Here is a 23,101-nt window from a genome sequence, read left to right as displayed (position 1 = left end):
CCGTTCGAACCGCAAGCCGATGCTAACGCGCTCGCCGCCGTTGACGGAATGGAGGATTCGCGCATTGTCTTGGACGAATCGATCGTGAGTGCGACATGCCCGGCAGAAGCGTCCCCGCCTACTGGCTCTATGGCGAGCGCCTGACGGAGCGCTTCCCGGACGCGTTGCATATCGAGCCGATCGTGGCGCGCAGCTCCCTGCATGGCTGGACGATCCAGCCGCATATGCATCACGACCTGTTCCAGTTCTTCCTGGTCACGGCGGGGGGAGGACGCACGCGCGTGGATGGGCGCGAGCACGCCTTGTCGCCCGGCTCGGTGCTGCTGCTGCCGCCTTCGACCATCCATGAATTCGCCTTCCTCGACGATACTGACGGCTTCGTCGCCAGCGCGGCCGCGACTTCATTGAAGCGCCTCTTCGCCAGCGAACCGGAGGCGCGCGCGCTGCTCGGGAGCGCAGCGGTGCTGCATGTACCGGTGGGTGGGGGGCATTATGCCGGGCTCGATGCCACGCTTCGGCTGGCGATGAGTGAATTCGCTGCCAACCGACCGGTGCGGGAATTCTCGCTCGGAGCCTATGCCGATCTGATCGCGGCGTGGTTCGTGCGGGCGATGCGCGGGGCGCGGGCGGTGGCGGAGCCGGCGCGGGATGCGCGGGCCGAGCTCGTCCACCGTTTCGTCGAGCGTGTCGAGACGCGCTTCCAGCATCATGACGCGCTGACGGACTATGCGCGGATGCTCGGCGCCTCGGTGCCGCATCTCTCCCGCTCGTGCCGGGAGCTGCTCGGCCGCTCCGCCGCGCGGGTGATCCAGGACCGGCTGATGATCGAGGCGCGGCGCGACCTCGTCTATACGTCGATGTCGATCTCGCGGATCTCGTTCCGGCTGGGCTTTGCCGATCCCGCCTATTTTTCGCGGTTCTTCTCCAAGCGGGCGGGCGTGTCGCCTTCGGACTACCGGACGAAGACCTGAAGCGGCCTAGCCGGCCGCCTCGATTTCCTTCATCACGGCAGCGGCCTCGGCGAAGGCGGTGTTGCCGGCAGGCACGCCGGCATAGATCGCCGTCTGCATCAGCACCTCCTTGAGGTCGTCCTGCGTGAAGCCGCCGCGCGTCAGGCCGGCGCGGACATGCAGGCGGAACTCCTCCCAGCGGCCGAGGCTCGCGGTGATCGCCAGCACGAGCAGGCGGCGCGTGCGGTCGTCGAGACCGGGCCGGCTCCAGATCTCATGCCAGGCGATGCGGGTGATCATCGCCTGGAATTCGGCGTTGAACGGCGTGCGATTGGCGAGCGAGCGGTCGACCCAGGCGTCGCCGAGCACGCGGCGGCGGTTCGCGAGGCCTGCTTCGAACAGGGCTTCTGCCGCATCGGTCGTGTCGGCGCCCGGTGCGAGGAAGGCGCGGAGCGCCCCGGCCAAGGCGGCCGGGGCTTCGACGGGGGCGAGATGGGCGCAGTCGAGATGTGCGTGCTTCGCGGCCGGCATCGCCGCGAGCAGGCTCTCGCCATGGTCGGCGAGGGGGGTCGAGACGTCGCGCCCGCCGGTAACGACGAGAACCGGGCAGGCGATCGCGCCGATCCGCCCGATCAGCTCCATGTCGCGGATGGCCGCGCCGGCTCCGGCATAACCCTGGCTCGCCTGGGCGACGAGGTTGCGCTTGAGGCTCGCGGCGATCGCGGGCTGGCCGGCTGCGAAGGTGGGCGAGAGGAAGCGCTGCAACGCCGCATCCGCGATGGAGGCGGTGCCGCCTGCGCGAACCTGCGCGATGCGATCCCGCCAGACAGCCTTGTCCATCGTGGCCGAGGTGCAGATTGCAGCGACGGCGGAAACGCGCTCGGGATGGCCGAGCGCCAGCTCCATGGCGATCATGCCGCCGAGCGAGACACCGGCAATGGCTGCGCGTTCGATGCCGGCCGCTGCCATGGCGGCGGCGACATCTTCGGCGAGCAGGACCAAGGTGTAATCTCCTTCCGGCGCATCGGAAGCGCCATGGCCGCGCGTGTCGATCCGCAAGGTCCGGAAGGAGGCGAGCAGGGCCGGCATCGCCGCGTCCCAGAGCGATAGGTCGGTGCCGATCGAGTTCAGCAGGACAAGCGCCGGCTTGTCCTCGGAGCCTTCCAGCTTCCAGTAGATGCGGGCGCCGCTGCTCGTCGCGAAGGGCATCGTAGCTTCCTCAGTCGTGCTGGACGAGCAGCGCGGCGACCAGGGCCGCGCTCTCGCCGATATCATTGCCGAGCCCGGCGGCCGTGAGGTTGCGGGCGATGGTCGTTTCGTCGATTTCCAGCCCTTCTCCGACCGTCGCCATGGCATCGGCCGCGCCGGCTGCAAGCAGGAAGAGCTCGGCCAGCGCCGGGCCTTCGGCCTGCCAGCCGCCGAGGCCGCGTTCCTGCTCGGCGGGGAGTCCGGCGAGGATGCTGGCAACGAGGCCGGGCGCGCGCAGGCTTGCCGAGAGCGCGACCTGGCAGCCGGTCGGGTTGCGCTTATGCGCCATGGCGGAGGAGCCGCCGCGGCCGGGAATAGCGGGTTCGCGCGCTTCGCCGATGCCGTTCTGGGCCAAAAGCGAGACGTCGCGCGCCATCTTGCCGAGCGCGCCGATGACAATGGCGGTCGCTGTCGCGATGCCGGCGATGCCGCCGCGGCGCGCGTGCCAGGGCGGTGCGTCGGGGAGGCCAAGCGCGGCGGCGAGGCGGGCGGAGACGGCAGCGGCCTTGCCGCCGAGACCGGCACGGGAGCCTGCCGCGCCGCCGAATTGCAGGACGGCACCTGTCTCGACTTCATGGCGCAGGCGGATCGCGGCTTCCGCGATGCCGGCCTGCCAATGCGCGATGCGCAGGCCAAAGCCGATCGGGAGCGCGTCCTGCAACAGGGTGCGGCCGATGGCTGGGGTGGTGGCATGGCGCCGGGCGAGGGCAGCGAGCGCCGTCGTGACGCGAGTCAGGTCGCGATCCAGAAGGCCGCTCGCAGCACGAATCTGACAAGCCAGAACGGTGTCGGCGACATCCTGGCTGGTGGCGCCCTTGTGCAGGGCCTTTGCGGCGTCACCGCTCAAGGCGGCACGCAAGCGCGCCACCAGCGGGATCGCCAGCGTGCCGGCGAGCGCCGCTTCCTCCGCCAGTTCGGCCAGATCGATCGAGATCGTGGCGCAGAGTACGGCGATGGCCTCGACAGCCTCCGCGCCGATCAGGCCCTCGGCCGCCTCGGCGCGGGCCAGCTCCGCCTCGAAGGCGAGGGCGTGACGTAACGTGGCCGCGTCCGAGAACGCGGCCAGCATCGCTGGGGTCGTCGCCGGCCTTGCGCGGAGGAGGTTGCTCACGCGGCCTTTGCGAGACTTGGCGCGACGGCGAAGGCGGCCTGGGTCTTGGCCTTGACCTCGTCGAGCGAGACGCCGGGGGCAAGCTCGATCAGGGTCAGGCCGCCGCCATTGGCCTTGTCGCAGGTCATCACGCAGAGATCGGTGATGATCATGTCGACCACGCCCGCGCCGGTCAGCGGCAGCGAGCAGCGCTCCAGCACCTTGGATTCGCCGGCCTTGTTGGCATGGTCCATCACGACGATGACCTTCTTCACGCCCGCGACGAGGTCCATCGCGCCGCCCATGCCCTTCACCATCTTGCCGGGAATCGTCCAGTTGGCGATGTCGCCATTGGCCGCCACTTCCATGGCGCCGAGAATGGTCAGGTCGATATGGCCGCCGCGGATCATCGCGAAGGAATCGGCCGAGGAGAAGAAGCTCGAGCTCGGCAGCACCGTGATCGTCTGCTTGCCGGCATTGATCAGGTCTGGGTCGGCCTCGCCCTCATAGGGGAAGGGGCCGATGCCGAGCAGGCCGTTTTCGGACTGCAAGGTGACGTCCACACCTTCGGGAATGTAGTTCGCCACGAGCGTCGGGATGCCGATGCCGAGATTGACGTAGAAGCCGTCCTTGAGCTCCTTGGCCGCGCGGGCGGCGACCTCTTCGCGGGTCCAGGCCATCAGGCTGCCTCCCTCTTGCGCTCGGTCAGCTTCTCGATGCGCTTCTCGTTGATCGTGCTCTTGATGACGCGGTCGACATAGATGCCGGGCGTGTGGATCGCCTCGGGATCGAGCGAGCCGACCGGCACGATCTCCTCGACCTCGGCCACCGTCACCTTGCCGGCTGTCGCCATGTTCGGATTGAAGTTCCGCGCGGTCTTCCGATAGACGAGGTTGCCGGCGGTATCGGCCTTCCAGGCCTTGACGATGGCGACATCGGCGCGCAGCCAGGTCTCGCGGACATAGAGCTGGCCTTCGAACTCCTCGACCGGCTTGCCCTCGGCCACGACCGTGCCGACGCCGGTCTTCGTATAGAAGGCCGGGATGCCGGCGCCGCCGGCGCGGATGCGCTCGGCCAGCGTGCCCTGCGGGTTCAGTTCCAGCTCCAGCTCGCCGGCGAGGTACTGCTGCTCGAACAGCTTGTTCTCGCCGACATAGGACGCGATCATCTTCTTGATCTGCCGGGTCTGCAGCAGCATCCACAGGCCGAAGCCGTCGGCGCCGGCATTGTTCGAGATCACCGTGATGTTCTTCACGCCGGAATCGCGGATCTGCGGGATCAGGCTCTCGGGGTTGCCCGACAGGCCGAAGCCGCCCGACATGATCGTCATCCCGTCGAAGAGCAGCCCTTCGAGCGCGGCGCCCGGGCCGTCATAGATCTTACCTGTCATTGCTCCTCCCAGGCGCGGCCTGATGCCGCGACACGCATGCCTCGCCGGGACGGAGCGGGCCGTCCCGATGGTTCCGGCGCGATCAGAATACGATCGTCGGCGAATGTCCATGGCTGCCGTAGCATAGACCGGCGGCAGGCGGGGAGGGCCTTTGGCGGCGCGGCGGCTTCAGGCCGCAGAGAGGCTCAGGCTGCGGCCATCCGCGGCAGCGCTGGAACGGGGAAGACCCGGTCATAGGCCAGATTGAAGAGGAAGGCGTAGACCACGTAGAAAACGACGATGGCGAGGTCCATCACGAAGGTCTGCCACAGGCCCATGCCGAGATACCAGGCCATCGGGGGCAGCAACAGGACCAGCAATCCGCCCTCGAACAGCAGCGCATGCAGCACGCGCAACGCCAGGCTCTTGCGGGTGTGGCCGGCGAAGCGGAGCATCGCGTGGTCGAAGCCGAGATTGTAGACGAAGTTCCAGAGCGTCGCGACGGTGGCCGAGCCGACGCCGATCACGCCCATATGGGTCGCCGGCAGGTTGAACAGCATGGCGCCGCCGGGGATCACCAGCGCAAGCCCGATGACCTCGAACATCACCGTATGGCGAATCCGGTCGGGGAAGGAGCGCATGGACATTCGAAACACCTGTCGTTCTCGTTGACGCGGTGCCTTCTATCGCCAAATCTGGATGCATCAAGTTAGGTTATATCTGGATATCAGATAGATGAATCTTTCCTTCGAGCAATTGGAGGCCTTCGTCGCGGCGGCCGAGCATGGCTCCTTCTCGGCAGCGGGCCGTGCGCTGCGCAAGGCGCAGTCGGCGGTGAGCACGCAAGTCGCCAATCTGGAGGAGGACCTCGGCGTCGCGCTGTTCAGCCGGGCCGGGCGCAATCCCGTGCTGACGGCGGCGGGCGAGAGGCTCCTGCGCGAGGCGAAGGTGATCCTGGATCGCCGGGCGCATCTGATCGGCGTCGCCAGCAGTTTCGAGAGCCATGTCGAGACGCGGCTCGTGGTCGCGATCGACGAACTCTATCCGGAGCATCTGCTCGGCGCGCTCTTCGCCGATTTCGCGCGGCATTTCCCGCATGTCGAACTGGAGCTGCTCTTCCCGCTGATGGAGGATGTCAGCCAGCTCGTGCTCGCCGGGCAGGCCGATATCGGGGTGATGTGGCGCCAGGAGGCGCTGCCGCCGGAGCTCGGCTTTCAGACGGTCGGCTGGGTGCCGATCAAGCTGGTCTGCGGCAAGGAGCATCCTCTGGCCGGCACGCGCGTCGACTGGGAGGAGCTGAAGCGCCATCGCCAGATATTGGTCGCGGCGCGCGGCGACGGGCCGGAAAAGCAGCGACTGCGCGTCGCGGCCGAGGTCTGGTGGGTCGAGAGCCATTGGGTGATCCTGCAACTGGTCAAGCAGGGCATCGGCTGGGCCTTCGTCTCCAGCTATGTCATCGCGAATTCGCCGGTGACGGCCGATCTCGTCACGCCCGATCTCCAGTTCGACGATTTCGACCTGCCGGTGGCGCTGGAGATGGTCTGGCACAAGCAGCGCCCCTGCGGACCGGCCGCGCACTGGCTGCGCCAGCGCTTTGCGGCCGCGCGGATCGGAGCGGCGTGAGCCTCTCGGTCACCTATTGGTGGAAGGTCCAGAGCAGGCTTTCGCTAAGTTCCTTGAGGGCCTCGACCGCATCCGGCCGCTCACGCGCGACGGCGGCGATCAGCGCATCGGCAAGCGCGAAGACGGCGGTCGGCGAGTTCGGCAGCAGGCGGCTGCGGGCCGGCGCGAACAGCGTGACATCGGCGATCGGAGCGAGTGGCGAGGTCGGGCTGTCGGTCAGGGTCAGCAGGGCCGCGCCGCGCTTCTTGGCAAAACTCGCGAGATCCAGCGTGGCGCGGGAATAGCGCGGCACCGAGATCGCGACGACGAGATCGTCGGGGCGAGCCGACATCATGTGCCGGATGGCGCGTTCCGGGCCGGTGCGCGATGACGCGAAGATCACGTCGGCATCGAGATAGAGCGCAAGTCCATCCTCCAGGAAGGAAGCGACGTGGTGGCTGGCGCCGGAAGCCGCGATGAAGACGCGTGGCGCCTTCAGCAACAACGCGACCGCCTTCGTCACGGAGGCTTCGTCGAGGCCGTCGCGGGCGGCCTGGAGATTGGCGTTCTGGTCGGCGAGCGCAGCTGTGAAGGTCGCGAAGGTCGAGCCGGCGGCAGTGCGGGCACCGGCGAAGCTGTCGACCGGGTCATGGGCGAATTTCAGGGCGGCGGAGAGCGCGCCGCGGAACTCGCCATAGCTGCCATAGCCGAGCGCCCGGACGAAGCGCGTCACCGTCGCGTTCGAGGTGCCGCTACCCTCGGCCAGGCCTTCGATGGTCATGGTCGCGACATCGAGCGGATGCTGCAGCACGAAATCGGCGGCGCGGCGATGGCCGTTGCTAAGCGACGGGTAGATCTGGGCGATCCGGTTGGAGAGATCCGTCGTCGGCTTCAGGCCCTGTGACATGCGCGGCTACCCGATTGACGTTCGAAAATTTTCATGTTTGCTACTAGACGAAAATAAAGCTGTCAAAAGCGGCTTCAACCGGGAGCGGATCCTATCATGCGTAAACCCCTATTCCTCGCGGCTTTCGCGGCCGCCTGCCTTGCCGGAACGGCCGTCTCGGCGCAGACGCTGCGCATCGCGCTAGCCTCCGAGCCGACGGCGGTCGATCCGCATTACCATGACCTCACCCCCAACAATGCGTTGGCTCAGCACATCTTCGACTCGCTGGTGCGCCAGGACGAGCAGCAGAAGCTGCATCCGAGCCTTGCCGCCTCTTGGGAGAATGACGGCAAGAACCGCTGGACCTTCAAGCTGCGCGACGGCGTCAAGTTCTCGAACGGCAAGCCCTTCACGTCCGAGGACGTGGTCTTCACCTTCTGCCGCACGCTGAAGAACGAGACCAAGGTCTCGGATTCCTTTGCCGACACCACCGGCAATTTCGCCTCGGTCGAGACGCCCGATCCGAAGACGCTGGTGATCACCACGAAAGAGCCCGAGCCGCTGCTGCCGAATCTGCTTTCGGGCCTCAGCATCCTCTCGGCCTCGATCGCCGAGCATGGCCCGATCAGCTATGACGTCGCCAAGAACTGCGGCGTCACCGGCCCGTGGCCGACCGTGACGGGCTTCAACGACGGCACGCTCGCCATCGGCACCGGCCCCTACAAGCTCAAGTCCTATGTGCGCGGCTCCGCGATCGAGCTCGAGCGCAATCCGACCTATTGGGGCAAGGCAGAGCCTTGGGCGACCGTGCGCCTGCTGCCTGTGACGAATGCCGGCCCGCGCCTCGCCGGCCTGCTCGCCGGCGATTACGACGTGATCGAGAACCCGGCGGCGCGCGACCTCGGCCGGATCAAGGACGACAAGCGCTTCGGCCATGTCATCACGCCCTCGACCCGCGTGGTCTATTTCCAGCTCGACGTCGCCCGCGACCAGAGCCCCTTCGTCAAGTCGGATGACGGCAAGAACCCGCTGAAGGACCTGCGCGTCCGCAAGGCGATGTCGCTCGCCATCGACCGTGACGCCATCGTCAAGCGCATCATGGACGGCGCGGCGGAGCCGGCCTACCAGTACCTGCCGACCGGCATGTTCGGCACGCGTCCGAACCCGCCGAAGCTGGCTTATGACCCGGCGCAGGCGAAGAAGCTGCTGGCCGAAGCCGGTTATGCCAAGGGCTTCCAGGTCACGCTCTCGACCACCAACGACCGCTATATCAATGACAGCCAGATCACCCAGGCCGTCGCGCAGTACCTGACCCAGGTCGGCATCAAGGCCGAGGTCGACGCGATGACCCGCGCGATCTATTTCCCGCGTCGCGCCAAGAAGGAATTCTCGGTTGCGATCGGCGGCTGGGGCTCCGGCACGGGCGAGGCGGCGTCCTTCCTGCGCCAGTGGCCGCCGACCCCGAACGAAGCCAAGACCCTCGGCGGCTCGAACTATGGCGGCTACAAGAACGACCAGTTCGACAAGATCATCCGCGAGGCCGTGACCACGCTCGACGACAACAAGCGCGCATCGCTGCTGCAGGAAGCCGGCAAGATCGTCGTCGACGATTACGCCTTCATCCCGCTGCACTTCGAGAGCGGCATCTGGGCCTTCAAGTCCGATCTCGACGTCAAGGGCCGTGCCGACCAGTTCATGCTGGCGATGTCGGTGAAGCCGAAAGCCAAGTAAGCCGCCGGCCGACAGGCCTATCGGAAAGCCGGGCCGCCTCTCGCAGGGCGGCCCGTGAACCATTGAGCGGAGCCGGTCGAGCATCATGACCGCCTATGTCCTGCAGCGACTGATCCAGAGCGTGCTCGTGCTGCTCGCGGTCTCGGTCGTGGTGTTCTTCGCCGTCTACGGCATCGGCGACCCCGTCGAATTGCTCGTCTCGCCCTCCGCCAGCGCGGCCGAGCGCGAGGCGCTGATCCGACGCCTCGGGCTCGACCTGCCGGTCTGGCAGCAATATTTCGTCTTCATGGGCAATGCCCTGACGGGCGACCTTGGCCGCTCCTTCGTGCATGGCGTGCCGGCGATCGAGCTCATTCTGGGGCGCCTGCCGGCGACCTTCGAGCTCGTCCTGCTCTCGATGACGCTGGCCATCGTCACCGGCGTGCCGCTCGGGCTCTATGCCGGGCTCGACCCCGAAAGCCGGCCCTCGCGCATCATCATGGGTGCCACCGTCCTCGGCTTCTCGCTGCCGAGCTTCTGGAAGGGCATGATGCTGATCCTGCTCTTCGCAGTCGTGCTCCACTGGCTGCCGACGGCCGGACGCGGCGAGACGGTCTCGGTCCTGGGCATCCAGACCAGCCTCCTGACCTGGGACGGGCTCGTCCATCTCGCCCTGCCGGCGATCAACCTCGCCATTCCCCAGATCGCGCTGATGATCCGCCTCGTCGCGGCCGGCACGAGCGAGGCGATGACACAGGACTACGTCAAATATGCTCGCGCCAAGGGTGTGAAGCCGCGCCGCGTCGTCGGCCGGCACGTGTTGCGCAACATCCTGATCCCGGTCGTCACCGTGGTCGGCATCGAGTTCGGCAGCCTCGTCGCCTTCTCGACGATCACCGAGACGGTCTTCGCCTGGCCGGGCATGGGCAAGCTCCTGATCGACTCGGTCTACCAGCTCGATCGGCCGGTGGTGGTCGCCTATGTGCTGCTGGCGACGCTGCTCTTCGTCACCGTCAACTTCCTCGTCGACATCCTCTATGCCGCGCTCGACCCGCGCGTGAAGCTGACGGGAGAGATGGCATGAACGCCCCAGCGAAAGCGCCGGCCATCCCTGATTATGCCGACACGCCGCTCCGCGAGAAGGTGCTGCGGCGCATCCGCAACCGACCGACGACGCGCGGTGCCGCGATCCTGCTCGGCATCATGGTCGCGCTGGCCTTGCTGGCGCCGGTCATCGCGCCGCAGAATCCGCATGATCTCGCCTCGCTCAGTGTGATGGACAACCGCCTGCCGCCGGGCGAGGCCGGCATGAACGGCATGACCTACTGGCTCGGCACGGATTCACAGGGCCGCGACATGCTGAGCGCCATCCTCTACGGCCTGCGCACCAGCCTGATGGTCGGGCTCACCGCGACGCTGGGCGCGCTGTTCATCGGCATCTCGGCCGGGCTTGTCGCCGCGCAGTTCGGCGGGGTGGTCGACGCCGTGATCATGCGCATCGTCGACTTCATGCTCGGCTTCCCCTCGATCCTGATCGCGCTCGTCCTGCTCGCCTCGATCGGGCGCGGGGTCGACAAGGTCATCCTCGCCATCGTGCTGGTACAATGGGCGCAGTACGCCCGGCTGATGCGCGCCTCCGCGCTGGTCGAGCGGCGCAAGGAATATATCGAGGCCGCGCTCAATTTCGGCCTGCCGACGCGGCACATCATGATCGCGCATCTGCTGCCGAACTCGGTCGGCTCGGTCCTGGTCGTCGCTTCGATCAGCATCGCCGGCGCGATCACGCTGGAGGCGACGCTCTCCTTCCTCGGCGTCGGCGTTCCCGTGACACAGCCCTCGCTCGGCCTGCTCATCGCCAACGGCTTCGAGTTCCTGCTTTCCGGCGAATACTGGATCGCGGTCTTCCCCGGCATCGCGCTGGTTCTGCTGATCGGCTCGCTCAACCTCGTCGGCGACCGGCTGCGCCGCAGCTTCAACGTGCGCTCATGAGTGATCCCTTGCTCGACGTCCGCGGCTTGCGAACCGTTTTCCATGCGCTCGACGGTGCCTGGCCTGCCGTCGACGGCGTCGATCTCAGCGTCTCGCGCGGCGAGGTCTTGGGGCTCGTCGGCGAATCCGGCTCCGGCAAGTCGGTGACCGGCTTCTCGCTGGTGCGCCTGATCGATCCGCCTGGCGAGATCGTCGCGGGGACGGTGAGCTTCGGCGGCGAAGACCTGCGCGCCGCGACCGAGGAACGCCTGCGGAGCCTGCGCGGCGACCGCATCGCCATGATCTTCCAGGACCCTCTGATGACGCTGAATCCGGTGCTCAGCATCGGCGAACAGATGAGCGAGGCGATCCTGGAGCATCGCGATTGCAGCCGCGATGAGGCGCTCGGTGAAGCCGCCAAGGCGCTGGCCCGCGTCGGTATCTCCTCGCCGGAAGCGAGGCTGAAGCAGTTTCCGCACGAGTTCTCCGGGGGCATGCGCCAGCGCGTCGCGATCGCGACGGCGCTGCTCAACGCGCCCGACCTGATCATTGCCGACGAGCCGACGACGGCGCTCGACGTCACCATCCAGAGCCAGATCCTGTTCGAGGTGCAAAAGCTCGCCCGCGAGACCGGTACGGCCGTGCTCTGGATCACGCATGATCTCGCGGTCGTCGCCGAGCTCGCCGACCGAGTGGCGGTGATGTATGCCGGCCGCGTCGTCGAGGTCGGGCCGGTGGACGAGGTACTCGACGCACCGCGCCATCCGTACACGCTCGGCCTGCTCAATTCCTCGGCGGCCAATGTCGCGCCGGGCGAGCGCCTGAACCAGATCGATGGCGTAGCGCCGCGCATCGACGCTCGGCCCAGCGGCTGTCCCTTCCGTCCGCGCTGCCCGCGCGTCCAGCCGATCTGCGCTGAGCGCGATCCCGAGACGACGAGCGAAGGCGCCCGCAGCTTCCGCTGCCACAATCCGGTGCCGGTGGGAGAAGCGGCATGAGTGCTTCGACCAGTGCTCCGATCATCGAGCTCAAGGGCATCACCAAGCATTTCCGCCGCAAGCCGACGCTGGCGGAACGCATCCTGATGGCGACCGGGCGGGGCAAGGCGCCGCCGGTGTTGCGCGCCGTCGACGGCATCGATCTCAGCGTGAAGCGCGGCGAGGTGCTCGGCCTCGTCGGCGAATCCGGCTGCGGCAAGTCCACGCTCGCCCGCGTCGTCACCGGCATCCTCAAGCCGACGACCGGCGAGGTGGTCTACGAGCAGCAGCCGGTTGGGGGCCTGAAGGGCAAGGAGCGGCTCGATTTCCTGCTGAAGGTCCAGATGATCTTCCAGGACCCCTATGCCTCGCTCGATCCGCGCATGAAGGTCAGCCGCATCGTCGGCGAGGCCTTGAGCGTCCACAAGCTTCTGCCCAAGGCGGAGATCGATGGGGCCGTCGATCAAGCGCTGAGCGAGGTCGGGCTCGATCTCGCCTATCGCGAGCGCTATCCGCACCAGTTCTCGGGCGGTCAGCGCCAGCGCATCGGCATCGCGCGGGCACTTGCCGTGAAGCCTGACTTCCTAGTTTGCGACGAGCCGGTCTCGGCGCTCGACGTTTCGATCCAGGCGCAGGTGATCAACCTGTTCATGGATGTGCGCGAGCGCCACGGCCTGACCTATCTCTTCGTCAGCCATGATCTCGGCCTTGTCCGCCATATCAGCGACCGGGTCGCGATCATGTATCTCGGCCGCATCGTCGAGGTCGGCACGGCGGCGGAGATCTTCGCCGAGCCGGCGCATCCCTATAGCGCGGCGCTGATCGCGGCGATTCCCTCGGCGGCGCGGCGCAAGCGCGCCTTCCAGCCGCTCAAGGGCGAATTGCCCTCGCCATTGGCGCCGCCGCCCGGCTGTCCGTTCCACCCGCGCTGCGACAAGGCGATGCCGGTCTGCCGTGAGGTCCGGCCGGTCCTTGCCGAGATCGCGCCCGGCCGCAGCGCCGCCTGCCACTTGCACAAGGCTCCGGAGGCCGCATGACCACCAAGACCCTGAACCCGCCAATCGGGCGCAGCACGCTGCCCTTCATCGACGTCAGCCATCCGGACAAGCCGCTGGAGGTCAATTGCTACCGACCGGCGCGGCGTCAGCCGAACGATCCGGTGATCGTCGTGCAACACGGCATGCTGCGCAACGGTGACGAGTATCGCGATTTCTGGATCGATGCGGCCGACAAGCACAACCTGCTGATCGTCGCGCCGACCTTCCCGAACGAGCCTTTCCCGAAGGCCGAGGGCTACAATAACGGCCTTGTCGTCTCCAGCGAGGGGACGATCGCGCCGCGCGCCGAGTGGCTCTATGCCGTGCCCGGCCGCGTGCTCGATGCGCTGCGCGCAGCGGGGGTAATCGACAAGCCGGTCATCCGCATCTTCGGGCATTCGGCCGGCGGCCAGTTCGTACATCGCATGCTGGCGATGGAAGGCGGCGCGCTGTTTGAGGCGGCGATGGCCTCCAATCCCGGCTGGTACACCTTGCCGACGCCAGAGCGGAATTTCCCGGAAGGGCTCGGCGGGCTCGGGCTCGACAAGGCGGCGCTGACGCGCTGGCTCGCCTATCCGATGATCCTGTTCGCGGGCGATCGCGATATCGTCACCGACGATCCGAACCTGCCAGCTCAACCGGAAGCCCTGGCGCAGGGGCCGCATCGCTATGGCCGCGCCCAGTTCATGCTCGATTTCGGCAAGGCGGAAGCGGCGCGCCTCGGCGTGCCCTGCAACTGGCAACTGATCACGGTTGCCGGTATCGGCCATGACGGAGCGGCGATGTCGCGCGCCGCTGCGTCCTACTGGTTCGAAGACGGCCGGATTCCGCCGGCCGAAGAGCTCGGCAAGCAGGCCGCTCCGGTTCTCTGACCAGCCTCTATCCGGCCTCGCCCGCTCAGGGCGGGGCCTTTTTCGATATCGCTCCGCTCCGGCCGCCCTTGCCGCCGGAATGGGCAACCTTGCCGTAATCTTCGCCCGCAATCTGCGCGTGCCGGCCCGCTCCGATCCACGGAGTCGAATCGGCTGGCAGATGTGTCGGCGGCGAGGAGCCGCGCAAGGAGTCATCGATGTCTCGTATCCTTCCTTTGGCCGGCCTCGGCCTGATGGCCCTGTTCGCGCTGCCCGCGCAGGCGGCCGACCGCGCCCGGCCACGGCCCCAGGAATGGCCGGCCTATTCGGCGCCGCGCGCCTATAACTGGAACGGCCTCTATGTCGGCGCGCATGCCGGCGGCGCCTTCGACCGCTTCAACGGCGTCAGCAAGAAGAGCCGTAACGAAATGCTGCTCGGCGGCCAGCTCGGCTACAATGTCCAGATGGGCACGATGGTCTTCGGCCTCGAAAGCGACCTGTCGATGAACGGTTTCGGCAAGGGCTCGAAGCGCGGCGGCGGCACCAGCGCCGACATGCGCTATGTCGGCACGCTGAAGGCGCGCGCCGGCGTCACCTTCGATCGCCTGCTGGTCTACGGCACCGGCGGTCTCGCCTATGGCAGCGTCAAGGCCAGCGACGGCCTCGTCTCCAAGACGCGCGGCAAAACCGGCTATGTCGTCGGCGCCGGCGCCGAATACGGCATCACCGACCATCTCTCGGCCAAGGTCGAGTACAATTATGTCTCGCTCGGCAAGGACAACTTCCAGCTCGGCAACAGCCGCACGCGGGTCGGCGTCAACGAGCATCTGGTCAAGGCCGGCTTGAACTACCGGTTCTGATTGGGAAGGCTCCGGGCCGCCCGTCAGCCGGCCCGGTTCGGGTTGCGGTATCGCGCGTGCGTCGCTGTCGCGCCGCCCGCAACCGGTCATGGGTGGAGCGTCATGTCTGGATTTGTCGCCCCTTCTCCGACATGACGTTCCATCCATGCATCACGACGGACGTGACATGCGCGCTTTGATTGTCGAGGACGAGCCCGAGCTCATGTCCTATCTCTCGCTCTTGCTGACCAATGCGGGGATGGTCGTGGATCGCACGGATACCGTGGAGACTGCGCTTGCGGCCTTGCGGACCGCGCCGTTCGACATTGCCGTGGTCGACCGGTGCCTGCCCGACGGCGATGGTTTGTCGATCGTCAAGGCGATTGCCTCGGCCGAGAACCGCCCGGCCTTCCTGATGCTGACGGCACGCGACGCCAAGCCCGACGTGATCGAGGGCTTGAACGGGGGCGCCGACGATTATCTGGTCAAGCCGTTCGAGCCGGGTGAACTGATCGCGCGGGTGCGCGTACTGGCGCGGCGGCGCCATCCGAAGCGCTCTCTTCTTCTCAGCGCCGGCAATCTCTCGCTCGACCTCGAAGGCCGCAATGCCTCGGTCGGGACGGAACCGCTCGACCTGCGCCGGCGCGAGGCCCTGATCCTCGAGGCACTGGTCCAGCGCAATGGCCGCGTCGTCACCCGCGACGTGCTGATCGAGGCGGTCTACGGCTTCGACGACCTGATCGAGTCGAACACGCTGGAAGCGCAGATATCGCGGCTCCGACGCAAGCTTCGCGATGCCGGCGCGGATGTCGAGATAACCTCGCTGCGCGGCATCGGCTATATCCTCAAGAAGGCGGAGCCGGCGCTGTAGCGAATAGTCGGCGCCACGATTGTCATTCCAATTACACCACACGGAAGGTCAGGCGGATCGTCGTGCCGCCGCCTTCGGTGTCGCTGAGATCGAGCGTGCCGCCATGGGCAGCCATGATGTCGCGCACGATCGTCAGGCCGAGTCCCGCTCCGGTCGAATGCGGCGACATCCGGTTGAACGGCTCGGTCACCTGCGCGCGCTTCGCCGCCGCGATCCCGATCCCGTCGTCGCTGACCTCCAGCACGCTCCCGTCGATGACCTTGACCAGGATGGAGGAGCGCGCCTGCGCGTGGCGCAGCGCATTGTCGATGAGATTTGCGAGTGCTGCGCGAGTGGTGGCCTCGTTGGCAGCGATCAAGACATCGCTCGCGCCCTCTTCCTCCAGCGCGATGCCGATGCCGTTGCTGAGTACGAGCGGGGCGAGATCGGCGAGCACGTCGCGGGCCAGCGCGTTCAGACGCAACGGCTCGAAGGGCAGTTCGGTGTTATGCAGGCGCGCGAGCTGCAGCATCGAGGAAACGATGATGGTGAGGCGGCTGACATCGGTCGTGAGCGCGAGGCGCGCAGCCTCGTCGGGCAGCGAATCCACCTTGGCCCGCATCACCGCGAGCGGCGTGCGCAGCTCATGCGCGACATTGTTCATGAAGCGCCGCTGAACCTCCATGTTGCCCGCGATCTGGTCGAGTGCTGAATTCAGCGCGGTCGTCAACGGCATCAATTCGACTGGGGTCTCCTCCGTCGGCAGCAGGCCGCGCGGGGCTCGTGGGTCGATGCGGGCGGCGGCTTCGGCCGCGCTGCGCAGGCGGCTGGTGATATAGGACACCGACATCGCGATGGCGGCGGCGATCATGATCCCGAACACGACCGAGATCGCCGCGGCCGAGCCCGCGATGGCTCGCAGGAAATAGCCGAGAATCACGTCCCAGCCCGGCCGCCCGCCGCCGGTGGCGACGAGGATACGGCTGCCGTCCTGCTCGGCGACGTCGACGGACAGCGCGTTGTCGCCGCCGACCCGCATCTGGGCGGCGATGGTCGGGCCGTCCAGCCGGATGTCGATCGGCAGACCGGGCCGCAATTCTGGCGCATACTCGACGACGGAACGTCCGTCGGAGACCAGATACCAGAGCAGCGGGCTGGCCTGCTCGACCTTGATCAGGCCCGGCGACTTCTCGACCCGCAGCGCAGCGCTGCCGGACGGGCGCACGCTTTGCCGAATGATCTGGGAGGTGACATCGTTGCGCAGGACCCCAGGGTCCTCGGTGATGAAGGTGAAGGCAAGCACGGCCGCGATGAAGGCGACGAACAGCACGATGCCGAGCAGCGTCAGCCGGATGGTGAGGGCGCGCGAGAGCGACCTCATTGCCGGCCACCCGCCAGCGACCGCGAGCGCTTCGACGCAGGGGATATCGAAACGGTTTCAACGTTGCGGGTCGTCACGGAGCCTCTGTGCGGGTATGGCTTCTCGGGCCGGGGGCTTCGCCCTGCCGGACACTGCATGGACCGTATCACCGTTGCCGTTCAACTCCCTCATGGATCGCCGGGCCTGATGCATGTGCTGCGCGCCATGACGGGATGGGTCCGGCTGCGCCATCTGGCGCTGGCGGTCCTGCTTGCCGCCGCGCAGGTTCAGGCGCCGGTGTCCGCGCAAGGCGTTCCCCGGCGGGATGACATCAAGCCTGGCCAGCTCGCGACTGTATCGCCCAAGGACATCGCCCGGCTGGTCGAAGGCGTGTTCGACACGGCGTCCAAGACGGTCAGCGTTCCGATCGAGCGTTCGCTCGCGCTGTTCGGCGAGCCGAACGCCTATATCGTCGGCGGCGAGCTCAGCGGCTCCTTCGTGGTCGGCGGGCGGCATGGCAGCGGCGAGTTGCGCTTCTCCGACGGGATACCGATACCGGTGATCTGGACGGCGCTCTCGGTCGGCATCGGGCTCGGCGCCGATTACGGGCGGGTGATCATGCTGGTCTACGGGCTGGACCGGTACGAGGACGTGTTCGGGACCTATGCCAGTCTTGGCGGCAGCGCCCATTTCCTCGCTGGCGCGAACGCGACAATCCTCGCCTCGAGCCGGGCGCGGATCGTGCTGATATCCTCGGGTCTGGGCCTCAGGCTTTCGGGAGACCTTAGCCGGATTCGGATCGAGCCCGGCGGCGAGCCGGAGACGCTGCGCCCGCCGGCGGATATCTGTGGGACGCCCGGCGGCTGCGCCACGCCACCCGGCCGCCGATGAAGCAAGGCGCGCGGTCAGCGTCAGCGGCCGACATTGCGTTGCGCGGTCGCATGGAGCTCGTCGAGGCGCTCCGAGATGTCCATGGCGATCAGGCCGACCTCGCGGGCGTCGGCGGCACGGCGGACATAGAGCGGCTCCGACCAGAGGATGCAGCCGCGTCCGAAGGGCAGGGCGATGCTGGCATGGTCCCAGTTCTCAAGATTGACACGCGCGCTGGTGACGGCTGCGAAGAGGTAGATCGGCCGGCCGGTGACGCGGGCGAGCTGCACCGCGCCCTTGCCGGCGACGCGCGCGGTCCGGGGTACGTCGGCGGTGAGCACGAGGCTCGTACCCTGGCGCAGGGCATCGCGCATCTCGAAGAACGCGGGCACGGAGCGTTTCGCCAGGATCTTGGCCCGGCTTTGCGTGCCCGAGCCGCGGATGCTGCGGTAGCCGGCGCGTTCGACGACGGAGGTCACGACCGCCCCGTCGAAATGCAGGGAAGTCAGGACCGCGACATGCGCGGCGCCCCCCAGCGCGGCGAGGCTCAGCATCTGCTGGCCATGCCAGGTCAGGGCGATGAAGGGCTCGCGGTTGCGCTCCCAGGGGCGTGCGCCGGGGATGACCGGCTTGAAGCGCGTCGTCCGCCGGACGAGGTCGAGATAGGCATGAAGGGCGCGGCCGGCGAGGGCTGCCGACCGATCGGGGCTGAAGAGCATCGTCCGATCTCCACGATGAGAATCATCGGGAGTGGTCGGCGTGCCGGCTTGCTCGAACATTGCGCGAGGGCCGGAATGCCCTCTGAGCGAGGCTCAGAGGGCGATTTTCAGTGCCGGCCGTGGCTGTGGTCGGTCTTCAGGCGCCGTTCGATGAAGCGGCTATAGGAACCCATACCGTAGCTGAAGACAGCATAGACCAGAGCCGCGAAGATATAGCCCTCCAGCACGGCGATGCCCTGCCAGACGGGATCGCGCATCGCCGAGCGGACCGTGTCCAGGAAGTCGAGCAGGCCGATGATGGTGACCAGCGTCGTGTCCTGGAAGAAGCCGATGAAGATGTTGACCAGCGGCGGGATGACGATCTTCAGCGCCTGCGGCAGCACGATCTTGCGCATCGACAGCCAGTAGCCGAGGCCGAGCGAGGCGGCCGCTTCGTGCTGGCCCTTCGGCACCGCCTGCAGGCCGCCGCGGACGGTCTCGGCGATATAGGCGCCGGCGAAGATGATGATCGCGACCTGCGCCCGCAGCAATTTGTCGATGGTCACGCCATCCGGCATGAACAGCGGCAGCATCACCGAGGCCATGAACAGGATCGAGACCAGCGGCACGCCGCGGATCATCTCGATGAAGACGACGGCGATGACCTGGATCGCCGGCAGCTTCGAGGAGCGCGCCAGCGCCAGGAGCACACCGAGGATGAAGCCGAAGGCGAGCCCGACCGAGGACAGCATGAAGGAGAGGGGCAGGCCGCCCCAGCTCGTGGTGTTGACCACGGTGAGGCCGAAGACACCGCCATACATCAATACGCCGCAGGTGACGACGACGGCGAGCCAGAGCCAGAGCAGGCGGCGGGACCAGAAGCGCGGGATCATCGAATAGATCATCGCGCCCAGGAAGAGCAGCACCGCCAGCGCCGGCCGCCAATGCTCGTCATAGGGGTAGAAGCCGAAGATCATGAAGCGCAGCTTCGCCGCCAGGAACGGCCAGCAGGCGCCGGCCCCAGCCGCCGCCTTGCAGGTCTGCGGGCCGCCCTCGACGATGGCGCGGGTGACGAGCCAGCCCCAGGCGCCGGTGATCAGACGATAGATCAGCCAGAGGCAAGCGAAGGTGACGACGGCGTTGAAGGGCGAGCCGATATAGGGCTTGAGCAGGGCGAACCAGCTTTGCGCCGGTCGCACAGGCCGCTCGTCGGGGACGGACGCCAGGGTGTTGAGCTGAGCGGTGTCGGTCATCTCAACGCTCCACCAGTGCGACGCGGGCGTTGTACCAGTTCATCAGCATGGAGATCGTGATCGACATGCCGAGGTAGACCATCATGAAGATGGCGATGCCTTCGATCGCCTGTCCGGTCTGGTTCATCGTCGTGTTCGAGACCATCACGAGGTCGGGATAGCCGATGGCGATGGCCAAGGACGAGTTCTTGAAGGTCGAGAGATAAGAGCTGGTCAGCGGCGGGATGATCACGCGCAAAGCCTGTGGGAGGACGACGAGCCGCATCGTCTGGCGGTCATGCAGGCCGACCGAGCGCGCGGCCTCCCACTGGCCGCGGCCGACCGAGAGGATGCCGGCGCGCACGATCTCAGCGATACCGGCGGAAGCCGAGAGGCCGAGCCCGACCAGGAGCGCGGTGAATTCCGGCGTGACCTGCACGCCGCCGGTGATGCGGAAGCGGCCTTTCTCCGGCCAGTTCACCACCAGGTCCGGCTGGAAGACCAGCATGGCCAAGAGGACCGGGACGACGAGCGCGGCCAGAACATAGGGCCAGGCCATGCGGCTCTGGCCGGTGGCGACCCGCTTGCGGCGGAAGGCCGAGGCGATGAAGCAGGCCAGCACGATGCCGAGCACGGCGGCTACGAGCACGCCGGTATGCGCCGGCGACCAGCGCAGCGAGGGCACGATCAGGCCGCCATTGCTGAGGAAGACGTCGGGCAGGATCTGCCAGGCTTCACGCACCGGCGGGAAGACCGCGACGATGAGCGCGTACCAGAGGAAGAGATAGAGCAGCAGCGGCACGTTGCGCAGCGCTTCGACATAGAGCAGCGCCAGCGTCGAGAGCAGCGGGTTGCGTGACAGCCGGGCTATGCCGACGGCGAGGCCGAACACGGTCGAGAGGGCGACAGCGAAGACCGAGACCCAGACCGTGTTGAGCAGGCCGACCAGGATGGCGCGGCCATAGGTGTCGCCGGAATCGTAGGAGATGAAGGACTGGCTGATGACGAAGCCGGCAGGGCGGGAGAGATAGGCGAAGCCGGTCGCGATATTCTGGTCCGCCAGCTTCCGCGAGACGGTGCTGAAGAGATAGAAGCCGATGCCGATGACGAGCGCGACCGCGACGACCTGATAGAGCACGGCGCGGACGCGCACGTCATAGAGCAGCCGCACCGGGCTGGAATCGGAGGTGGCCATCGGGCTGTTCCGGGCTGGGGACGCGCCGGCCGCAACGCGGCGGCCGGAGGTCTCAGGTCAATCGAGGGAACGCATGGCAGATCGCTTCGCGTCCCATTGGGCGCGGCAACAGCGATCCATATCCTTATTGCCGTATCGGACCGGGGCGCGGAGCCTCCCGCCCGACGCGGTCGCCGGGCTTACCGGAAGGGCGGGGAGTAGAGCAGGCCGCCCTTGGTCCAGAGCTGATTGGGGCCGCGGGACAGGCCGAGCGGGGTCTTCTCGCCGAGGTGACGCTCGAAGAGCTCGCCGTAATTGCCGAGCTGCTTGATCGCGTTATAGGCCCATTTGTTGTCGAGGCTCAGCATCTTGCCGAGGTCGCCGTTGACGCCGAGCAGGCGCTGGATCTCGGGATCCTTGCTCTTGAGCTGCTCGTCGATATTGGCCTGGGTGATGCCGTACTCCTCGGCCGCGATCAGGGCGTTGACCGTCCAGGAGACGATGTCGCGCCAGTTGCTGTCGTTCTGGCGGACGACGGGGGCGAGAGGCTCCTTCGAGATCGTCTCGGGCAGGATCACGTATTGCTTGGGGTCGTTGGCGATGGCGCGCACGGAAGCCAGGTCCGAGCGGTCCGTCGTGATGACGTCGCAGCGGCCGGAGAAGAAGGCGTTGCGCCACTCGTCGGGATTCTCGAAGACGACCGCCTCGTACTTGATGTTGCGCGGCTTGAAATAGTCTTCGAGGTTCTGCAGCGTCGTCGTGCCCGGCAGGATGCAGACGGCGGACTGGGACAGTTCGGCGGCGCTCTTCACGCCGAGCTTGGCCGAGACCATCAGGCCCTGGCCGTCATAGAAGACGACCGGCGCGAAATCGAGGCCGAGCGAGGTGTCGCGCGAGAAGGTCATCGTGGTCTGGCGCGAGAGCAGGTCGACCTCGCCCGACTGCAGGCCCTGGAAGCGGACATTGGTGTTGAGCGGGACGAAATCGACCTTGTCCGGCACGCCGAAGACGGCGGAGGAGACGGCACGGCAAACGTCGACGTCGAAGCCTTGGCGGACGCCCTTGTCGTCGGCATAGGAGAAGCCTGGGGCCGTCGGGGAGACGCCGCAGAGAACCTTCCCGCGCTTCCTGACGGCTTCGAGCGTCGCTTGCGCCGAGGCCGGTGCGGCAAATACGGAAAAGGCCGCAGCGGCGAGGCCGAATGCGACCATTTTGGTGATCATCTTTGACATAGGCGTTTCCCCTTGCGCGCGCCTGTCATCGGCGCGTCGAAGTGGAGCCTATTGGGCCGAGATGGCGTCCGCAAGAGCGTTTCACGCGTCTGCCACGAGGGATTTCTACCCTTGCGTCGCGTCACAGCACTTGCTCGTTACCCGACGGTGACGGCCCGCGACCGGCGCTGTAGGCTGGGCCGCAAACCGGATGGAATTCTTGACACCGCGCCTGGCACCGTTCCTGCTCCTCTGGATTCCGCTGGCGCTTGCCGGGTTGGGGCTCGGCGCCGGCGTCGAGTTCATGCGCGCGGGCGATGCGCTTCAGCGCGAGGGGACGACGCTGCACCGCATCGTCTCGCAACGCGTCGAGCAGCATGATGCGCATCTGACCAGTCTGGCGGCGGTGCTTGCCAGCTCGAATGCGGAATCGGCGAGCTTCCGGGCCGTGATCGAAGCGATGCAGCGTTTCTATCCGCGGATCGCGGCGGTGGAATTGATCGAGACCGCCTCTGCCGGAAACGTACCGCCCAGCCTGGCCGATTTCGATCCGGCCATGCTGTCGGCACGCGTGCGTGCGCTGGCGCCCGGCCAAGCCGTCACGCTCGCCAGCCGCTCGGGAAGCCCGTTCTACGTCGTGGTCAAGCGCGTGCCGGATGTAGGCCACGGGCCGCGGGCGCTGGTCCTCGTCATCGATGCCCGGCTTCTGACCGAGCCCGAAGGCGGGTTTCCCCGCGATGCCGCCCTGAAGCTGGGCGACACGGGCGGGAATGCGATCGTCCAGCGCGACTGGTCACCGCCAGCGGGTCGCTGGATTCCGAATATCTCCTTCGAGAAGGCTCTGGGCAGCCGGTCGCAGCCGTTGGTGCTGCAGCTCGCACGACGGCCGACCTTGGCGGAGTTGCTGCCGCCGATTCTCCTGTTCGGTTGGCCGATCGCCGCGGGCCTTGGCCTGTTCCTGCTGCTGGCAGTGCTGCGCGAGCGGCGCGCCAGCCGGCGGGCGCGCGAGGCGGTGCGGCTGCACGAGCACGACGCCCGGCTCGCCCATGCGATGCGGGTCAACACCGTCGGCGAGATGGCTTCCGGCATCGCCCACGAGATCACCCAGCCGCTGACGGCGATCCTGATGTGTTGGAACGGCCCGATTGCACCGTCTGCGCCTGGGAATAACCTCTCTGA

General features: G+C 67.2%; 22 protein-coding genes and 1 pseudogene. 12 read left to right on the top strand and 11 right to left on the bottom strand.

Annotation, left to right across the window (positions count from 1 at the left end):
• Positions 1-95: 95 nt before the first annotated feature.
• Entirely contained in the window at positions 96-971 is an 876-nt protein-coding gene (locus tag Q0Q36_RS06450; RefSeq protein WP_293796536.1) for a helix-turn-helix domain-containing protein, read from the top strand.
• Positions 972-977: 6 nt separating this feature from the next.
• On the opposite strand, the gene pcaD is transcribed toward Q0Q36_RS06450, so the two are convergent.
• The 5 genes from pcaD to Q0Q36_RS06420 form a co-directional block, all read right to left on the bottom strand.
• Positions 978-2,159, bottom strand: coding sequence for a 3-oxoadipate enol-lactonase (pcaD, locus tag Q0Q36_RS25095; RefSeq protein ID WP_367187160.1), 1,182 nt, complete (start codon positions 2,157-2,159; stop codon positions 978-980).
• Positions 2,160-2,169: 10 nt separating this feature from the next.
• A complete protein-coding gene (locus Q0Q36_RS06435) occupies positions 2,170-3,309 on the bottom strand; it encodes a lyase family protein (protein ID WP_293796534.1) in 1,140 nt (379 codons plus the stop codon).
• The gene (locus Q0Q36_RS06430; protein ID WP_293796533.1) at positions 3,306-3,968 is read right to left on the bottom strand and encodes a 3-oxoacid CoA-transferase subunit B; all 663 of its coding nucleotides are present in this window, start codon (positions 3,966-3,968) and stop codon (positions 3,306-3,308) included. Before Q0Q36_RS06430 ends, Q0Q36_RS06435 begins: the two co-directional genes overlap by 4 nt.
• Positions 3,968-4,678, bottom strand: a complete 711-nt coding sequence (locus tag Q0Q36_RS06425) for a CoA transferase subunit A (protein WP_293796531.1) — start codon at positions 4,676-4,678, stop codon at positions 3,968-3,970. The genes Q0Q36_RS06430 and Q0Q36_RS06425 overlap by 1 nt, the downstream gene beginning before the upstream one ends.
• A gap of 185 nt (positions 4,679-4,863) precedes the next feature.
• Positions 4,864-5,298, bottom strand: coding sequence for a PACE efflux transporter (locus Q0Q36_RS06420; RefSeq protein ID WP_293796714.1), 435 nt, complete (start codon positions 5,296-5,298; stop codon positions 4,864-4,866).
• Between the two features lie 94 nt (positions 5,299-5,392).
• Here Q0Q36_RS06420 and Q0Q36_RS06415 point away from each other — a divergent pair, with 94 nt between their 5' ends.
• On the top strand, positions 5,393-6,280 hold the full coding sequence (locus Q0Q36_RS06415; protein WP_293796530.1) for a LysR family transcriptional regulator: 888 nt from the start codon (positions 5,393-5,395) through the stop codon (positions 6,278-6,280).
• A 13-nt stretch (positions 6,281-6,293) separates the two neighbouring features.
• On the opposite strand, the gene Q0Q36_RS06410 is transcribed toward Q0Q36_RS06415, so the two are convergent.
• Positions 6,294-7,166, bottom strand: coding sequence for a MurR/RpiR family transcriptional regulator (locus Q0Q36_RS06410; protein ID WP_293796528.1), 873 nt, complete (start codon positions 7,164-7,166; stop codon positions 6,294-6,296).
• Positions 7,167-7,262: 96 nt separating this feature from the next.
• On the opposite strand from Q0Q36_RS06410, the gene Q0Q36_RS06405 reads away from it, so the two are divergent.
• The 8 genes from Q0Q36_RS06405 (at position 7,263) to Q0Q36_RS06370 (ending at position 15,398) form a co-directional block, all read left to right on the top strand.
• Positions 7,263-8,876, top strand: coding sequence for an ABC transporter substrate-binding protein (locus Q0Q36_RS06405; protein WP_293796527.1), 1,614 nt, complete (start codon positions 7,263-7,265; stop codon positions 8,874-8,876).
• Positions 8,877-8,961: 85 nt separating this feature from the next.
• Positions 8,962-9,939 (top strand): ABC transporter permease, encoded by a 978-nt coding sequence (locus Q0Q36_RS06400; protein WP_293796525.1) that lies wholly within the window; start codon positions 8,962-8,964, stop codon positions 9,937-9,939.
• A complete protein-coding gene (locus tag Q0Q36_RS06395) occupies positions 9,936-10,844 on the top strand; it encodes an ABC transporter permease (protein ID WP_293796523.1) in 909 nt (302 codons plus the stop codon). Before Q0Q36_RS06400 ends, Q0Q36_RS06395 begins: the two co-directional genes overlap by 4 nt.
• Positions 10,841-11,821 (top strand): ABC transporter ATP-binding protein, encoded by a 981-nt coding sequence (locus Q0Q36_RS06390; RefSeq protein ID WP_293796521.1) that lies wholly within the window; start codon positions 10,841-10,843, stop codon positions 11,819-11,821. The genes Q0Q36_RS06395 and Q0Q36_RS06390 overlap by 4 nt, the downstream gene beginning before the upstream one ends.
• On the top strand, positions 11,818-12,837 hold the full coding sequence (locus Q0Q36_RS06385; protein ID WP_293796519.1) for an ABC transporter ATP-binding protein: 1,020 nt from the start codon (positions 11,818-11,820) through the stop codon (positions 12,835-12,837). The genes Q0Q36_RS06390 and Q0Q36_RS06385 overlap by 4 nt, the downstream gene beginning before the upstream one ends.
• The gene (locus Q0Q36_RS06380) at positions 12,834-13,709 is read left to right on the top strand and encodes an alpha/beta hydrolase (RefSeq protein WP_293796518.1); all 876 of its coding nucleotides are present in this window, start codon (positions 12,834-12,836) and stop codon (positions 13,707-13,709) included. Before Q0Q36_RS06385 ends, Q0Q36_RS06380 begins: the two co-directional genes overlap by 4 nt.
• Positions 13,710-13,906: 197 nt before the next feature.
• Positions 13,907-14,548, top strand: coding sequence for an outer membrane protein (locus tag Q0Q36_RS06375; protein ID WP_293796516.1), 642 nt, complete (start codon positions 13,907-13,909; stop codon positions 14,546-14,548).
• A 166-nt stretch (positions 14,549-14,714) separates the two neighbouring features.
• Positions 14,715-15,398 (top strand): response regulator transcription factor, encoded by a 684-nt coding sequence (locus tag Q0Q36_RS06370; RefSeq protein ID WP_293796515.1) that lies wholly within the window; start codon positions 14,715-14,717, stop codon positions 15,396-15,398.
• Between the two features lie 31 nt (positions 15,399-15,429).
• Here the strand turns inward: Q0Q36_RS06370 and Q0Q36_RS06365 are convergent, their stop codons facing one another.
• Entirely contained in the window at positions 15,430-16,758 is a 1,329-nt protein-coding gene (locus Q0Q36_RS06365; RefSeq protein WP_293796514.1) for a HAMP domain-containing sensor histidine kinase, read from the bottom strand.
• A 135-nt stretch (positions 16,759-16,893) separates the two neighbouring features.
• On the opposite strand from Q0Q36_RS06365, the gene Q0Q36_RS06360 reads away from it, so the two are divergent.
• Entirely contained in the window at positions 16,894-17,628 is a 735-nt protein-coding gene (locus Q0Q36_RS06360) for an EipA family protein (protein WP_293796512.1), read from the top strand.
• A gap of 20 nt (positions 17,629-17,648) precedes the next feature.
• Here the strand turns inward: Q0Q36_RS06360 and Q0Q36_RS06355 are convergent, their stop codons facing one another.
• The 4 genes from Q0Q36_RS06355 to Q0Q36_RS06340 form a co-directional block, all read right to left on the bottom strand.
• Positions 17,649-18,326 (bottom strand): DUF374 domain-containing protein, encoded by a 678-nt coding sequence (locus Q0Q36_RS06355; RefSeq protein ID WP_293796510.1) that lies wholly within the window; start codon positions 18,324-18,326, stop codon positions 17,649-17,651.
• A gap of 107 nt (positions 18,327-18,433) precedes the next feature.
• Complete coding sequence (locus tag Q0Q36_RS06350; protein WP_293796509.1) at positions 18,434-19,558, bottom strand: amino acid ABC transporter permease; 1,125 nt, start codon at positions 19,556-19,558, stop codon at positions 18,434-18,436.
• A gap of 1 nt (position 19,559) precedes the next feature.
• Positions 19,560-20,732, bottom strand: a complete 1,173-nt coding sequence (locus Q0Q36_RS06345) for an ABC transporter permease subunit (RefSeq protein WP_293796507.1) — start codon at positions 20,730-20,732, stop codon at positions 19,560-19,562.
• A gap of 179 nt (positions 20,733-20,911) precedes the next feature.
• Positions 20,912-21,934 (bottom strand): amino acid ABC transporter substrate-binding protein, encoded by a 1,023-nt coding sequence (locus Q0Q36_RS06340; RefSeq protein WP_293796712.1) that lies wholly within the window; start codon positions 21,932-21,934, stop codon positions 20,912-20,914.
• A gap of 292 nt (positions 21,935-22,226) precedes the next feature.
• Between Q0Q36_RS06340 and Q0Q36_RS06335 the strand changes: the two are divergent.
• Positions 22,227-23,101: pseudogene (locus Q0Q36_RS06335) on the top strand (hypothetical protein); the annotation flags it as partial.

The sequence above is a fragment of the uncultured Allobosea sp. genome, from assembly GCF_945957345.1.
In the GTDB taxonomy this organism is placed as follows: domain Bacteria; phylum Pseudomonadota; class Alphaproteobacteria; order Rhizobiales; family Beijerinckiaceae; genus Allobosea.
This window is presented reverse-complemented; position numbering and strand designations above follow the sequence as displayed.

Bases quoted from the DNA above. Each gene is read 5' to 3' on its own strand.
- Q0Q36_RS06340 (WP_293796712.1), bottom strand. From the start codon at position 21,934: ATGATCACCAAAATGGTCGCATTCGGCCTCGCCGCTGCGGCCTTTTCC.
- Q0Q36_RS06450 (WP_293796536.1), top strand. From the start codon at position 96: ATGCCCGGCAGAAGCGTCCCCGCCTACTGGCTCTATGGCGAGCGCCTG.
- pcaD (WP_367187160.1), bottom strand. From the start codon at position 2,159: ATGCCCTTCGCGACGAGCAGCGGCGCCCGCATCTACTGGAAGCTGGAA.
- Q0Q36_RS06370 (WP_293796515.1), top strand. From the start codon at position 14,715: ATGCGCGCTTTGATTGTCGAGGACGAGCCCGAGCTCATGTCCTATCTC.
- Q0Q36_RS06410 (WP_293796528.1), bottom strand. From the start codon at position 7,166: ATGTCACAGGGCCTGAAGCCGACGACGGATCTCTCCAACCGGATCGCC.
- Q0Q36_RS06395 (WP_293796523.1), top strand. From the start codon at position 9,936: ATGAACGCCCCAGCGAAAGCGCCGGCCATCCCTGATTATGCCGACACG.
- Q0Q36_RS06405 (WP_293796527.1), top strand. From the start codon at position 7,263: ATGCGTAAACCCCTATTCCTCGCGGCTTTCGCGGCCGCCTGCCTTGCC.
- Q0Q36_RS06425 (WP_293796531.1), bottom strand. From the start codon at position 4,678: ATGACAGGTAAGATCTATGACGGCCCGGGCGCCGCGCTCGAAGGGCTG.
- Q0Q36_RS06390 (WP_293796521.1), top strand. From the start codon at position 10,841: ATGAGTGATCCCTTGCTCGACGTCCGCGGCTTGCGAACCGTTTTCCAT.
- Q0Q36_RS06430 (WP_293796533.1), bottom strand. From the start codon at position 3,968: ATGGCCTGGACCCGCGAAGAGGTCGCCGCCCGCGCGGCCAAGGAGCTC.
- Q0Q36_RS06400 (WP_293796525.1), top strand. From the start codon at position 8,962: ATGACCGCCTATGTCCTGCAGCGACTGATCCAGAGCGTGCTCGTGCTG.
- Q0Q36_RS06375 (WP_293796516.1), top strand. From the start codon at position 13,907: ATGTCTCGTATCCTTCCTTTGGCCGGCCTCGGCCTGATGGCCCTGTTC.
- Q0Q36_RS06350 (WP_293796509.1), bottom strand. From the start codon at position 19,558: ATGACCGACACCGCTCAGCTCAACACCCTGGCGTCCGTCCCCGACGAG.
- Q0Q36_RS06345 (WP_293796507.1), bottom strand. From the start codon at position 20,732: ATGGCCACCTCCGATTCCAGCCCGGTGCGGCTGCTCTATGACGTGCGC.
- Q0Q36_RS06420 (WP_293796714.1), bottom strand. From the start codon at position 5,298: ATGCGCTCCTTCCCCGACCGGATTCGCCATACGGTGATGTTCGAGGTC.
- Q0Q36_RS06385 (WP_293796519.1), top strand. From the start codon at position 11,818: ATGAGTGCTTCGACCAGTGCTCCGATCATCGAGCTCAAGGGCATCACC.
- Q0Q36_RS06355 (WP_293796510.1), bottom strand. From the start codon at position 18,326: ATGCTCTTCAGCCCCGATCGGTCGGCAGCCCTCGCCGGCCGCGCCCTT.
- Q0Q36_RS06360 (WP_293796512.1), top strand. From the start codon at position 16,894: ATGGACCGTATCACCGTTGCCGTTCAACTCCCTCATGGATCGCCGGGC.
- Q0Q36_RS06365 (WP_293796514.1), bottom strand. From the start codon at position 16,758: ATGAGGTCGCTCTCGCGCGCCCTCACCATCCGGCTGACGCTGCTCGGC.
- Q0Q36_RS06415 (WP_293796530.1), top strand. From the start codon at position 5,393: ATGAATCTTTCCTTCGAGCAATTGGAGGCCTTCGTCGCGGCGGCCGAG.
- Q0Q36_RS06380 (WP_293796518.1), top strand. From the start codon at position 12,834: ATGACCACCAAGACCCTGAACCCGCCAATCGGGCGCAGCACGCTGCCC.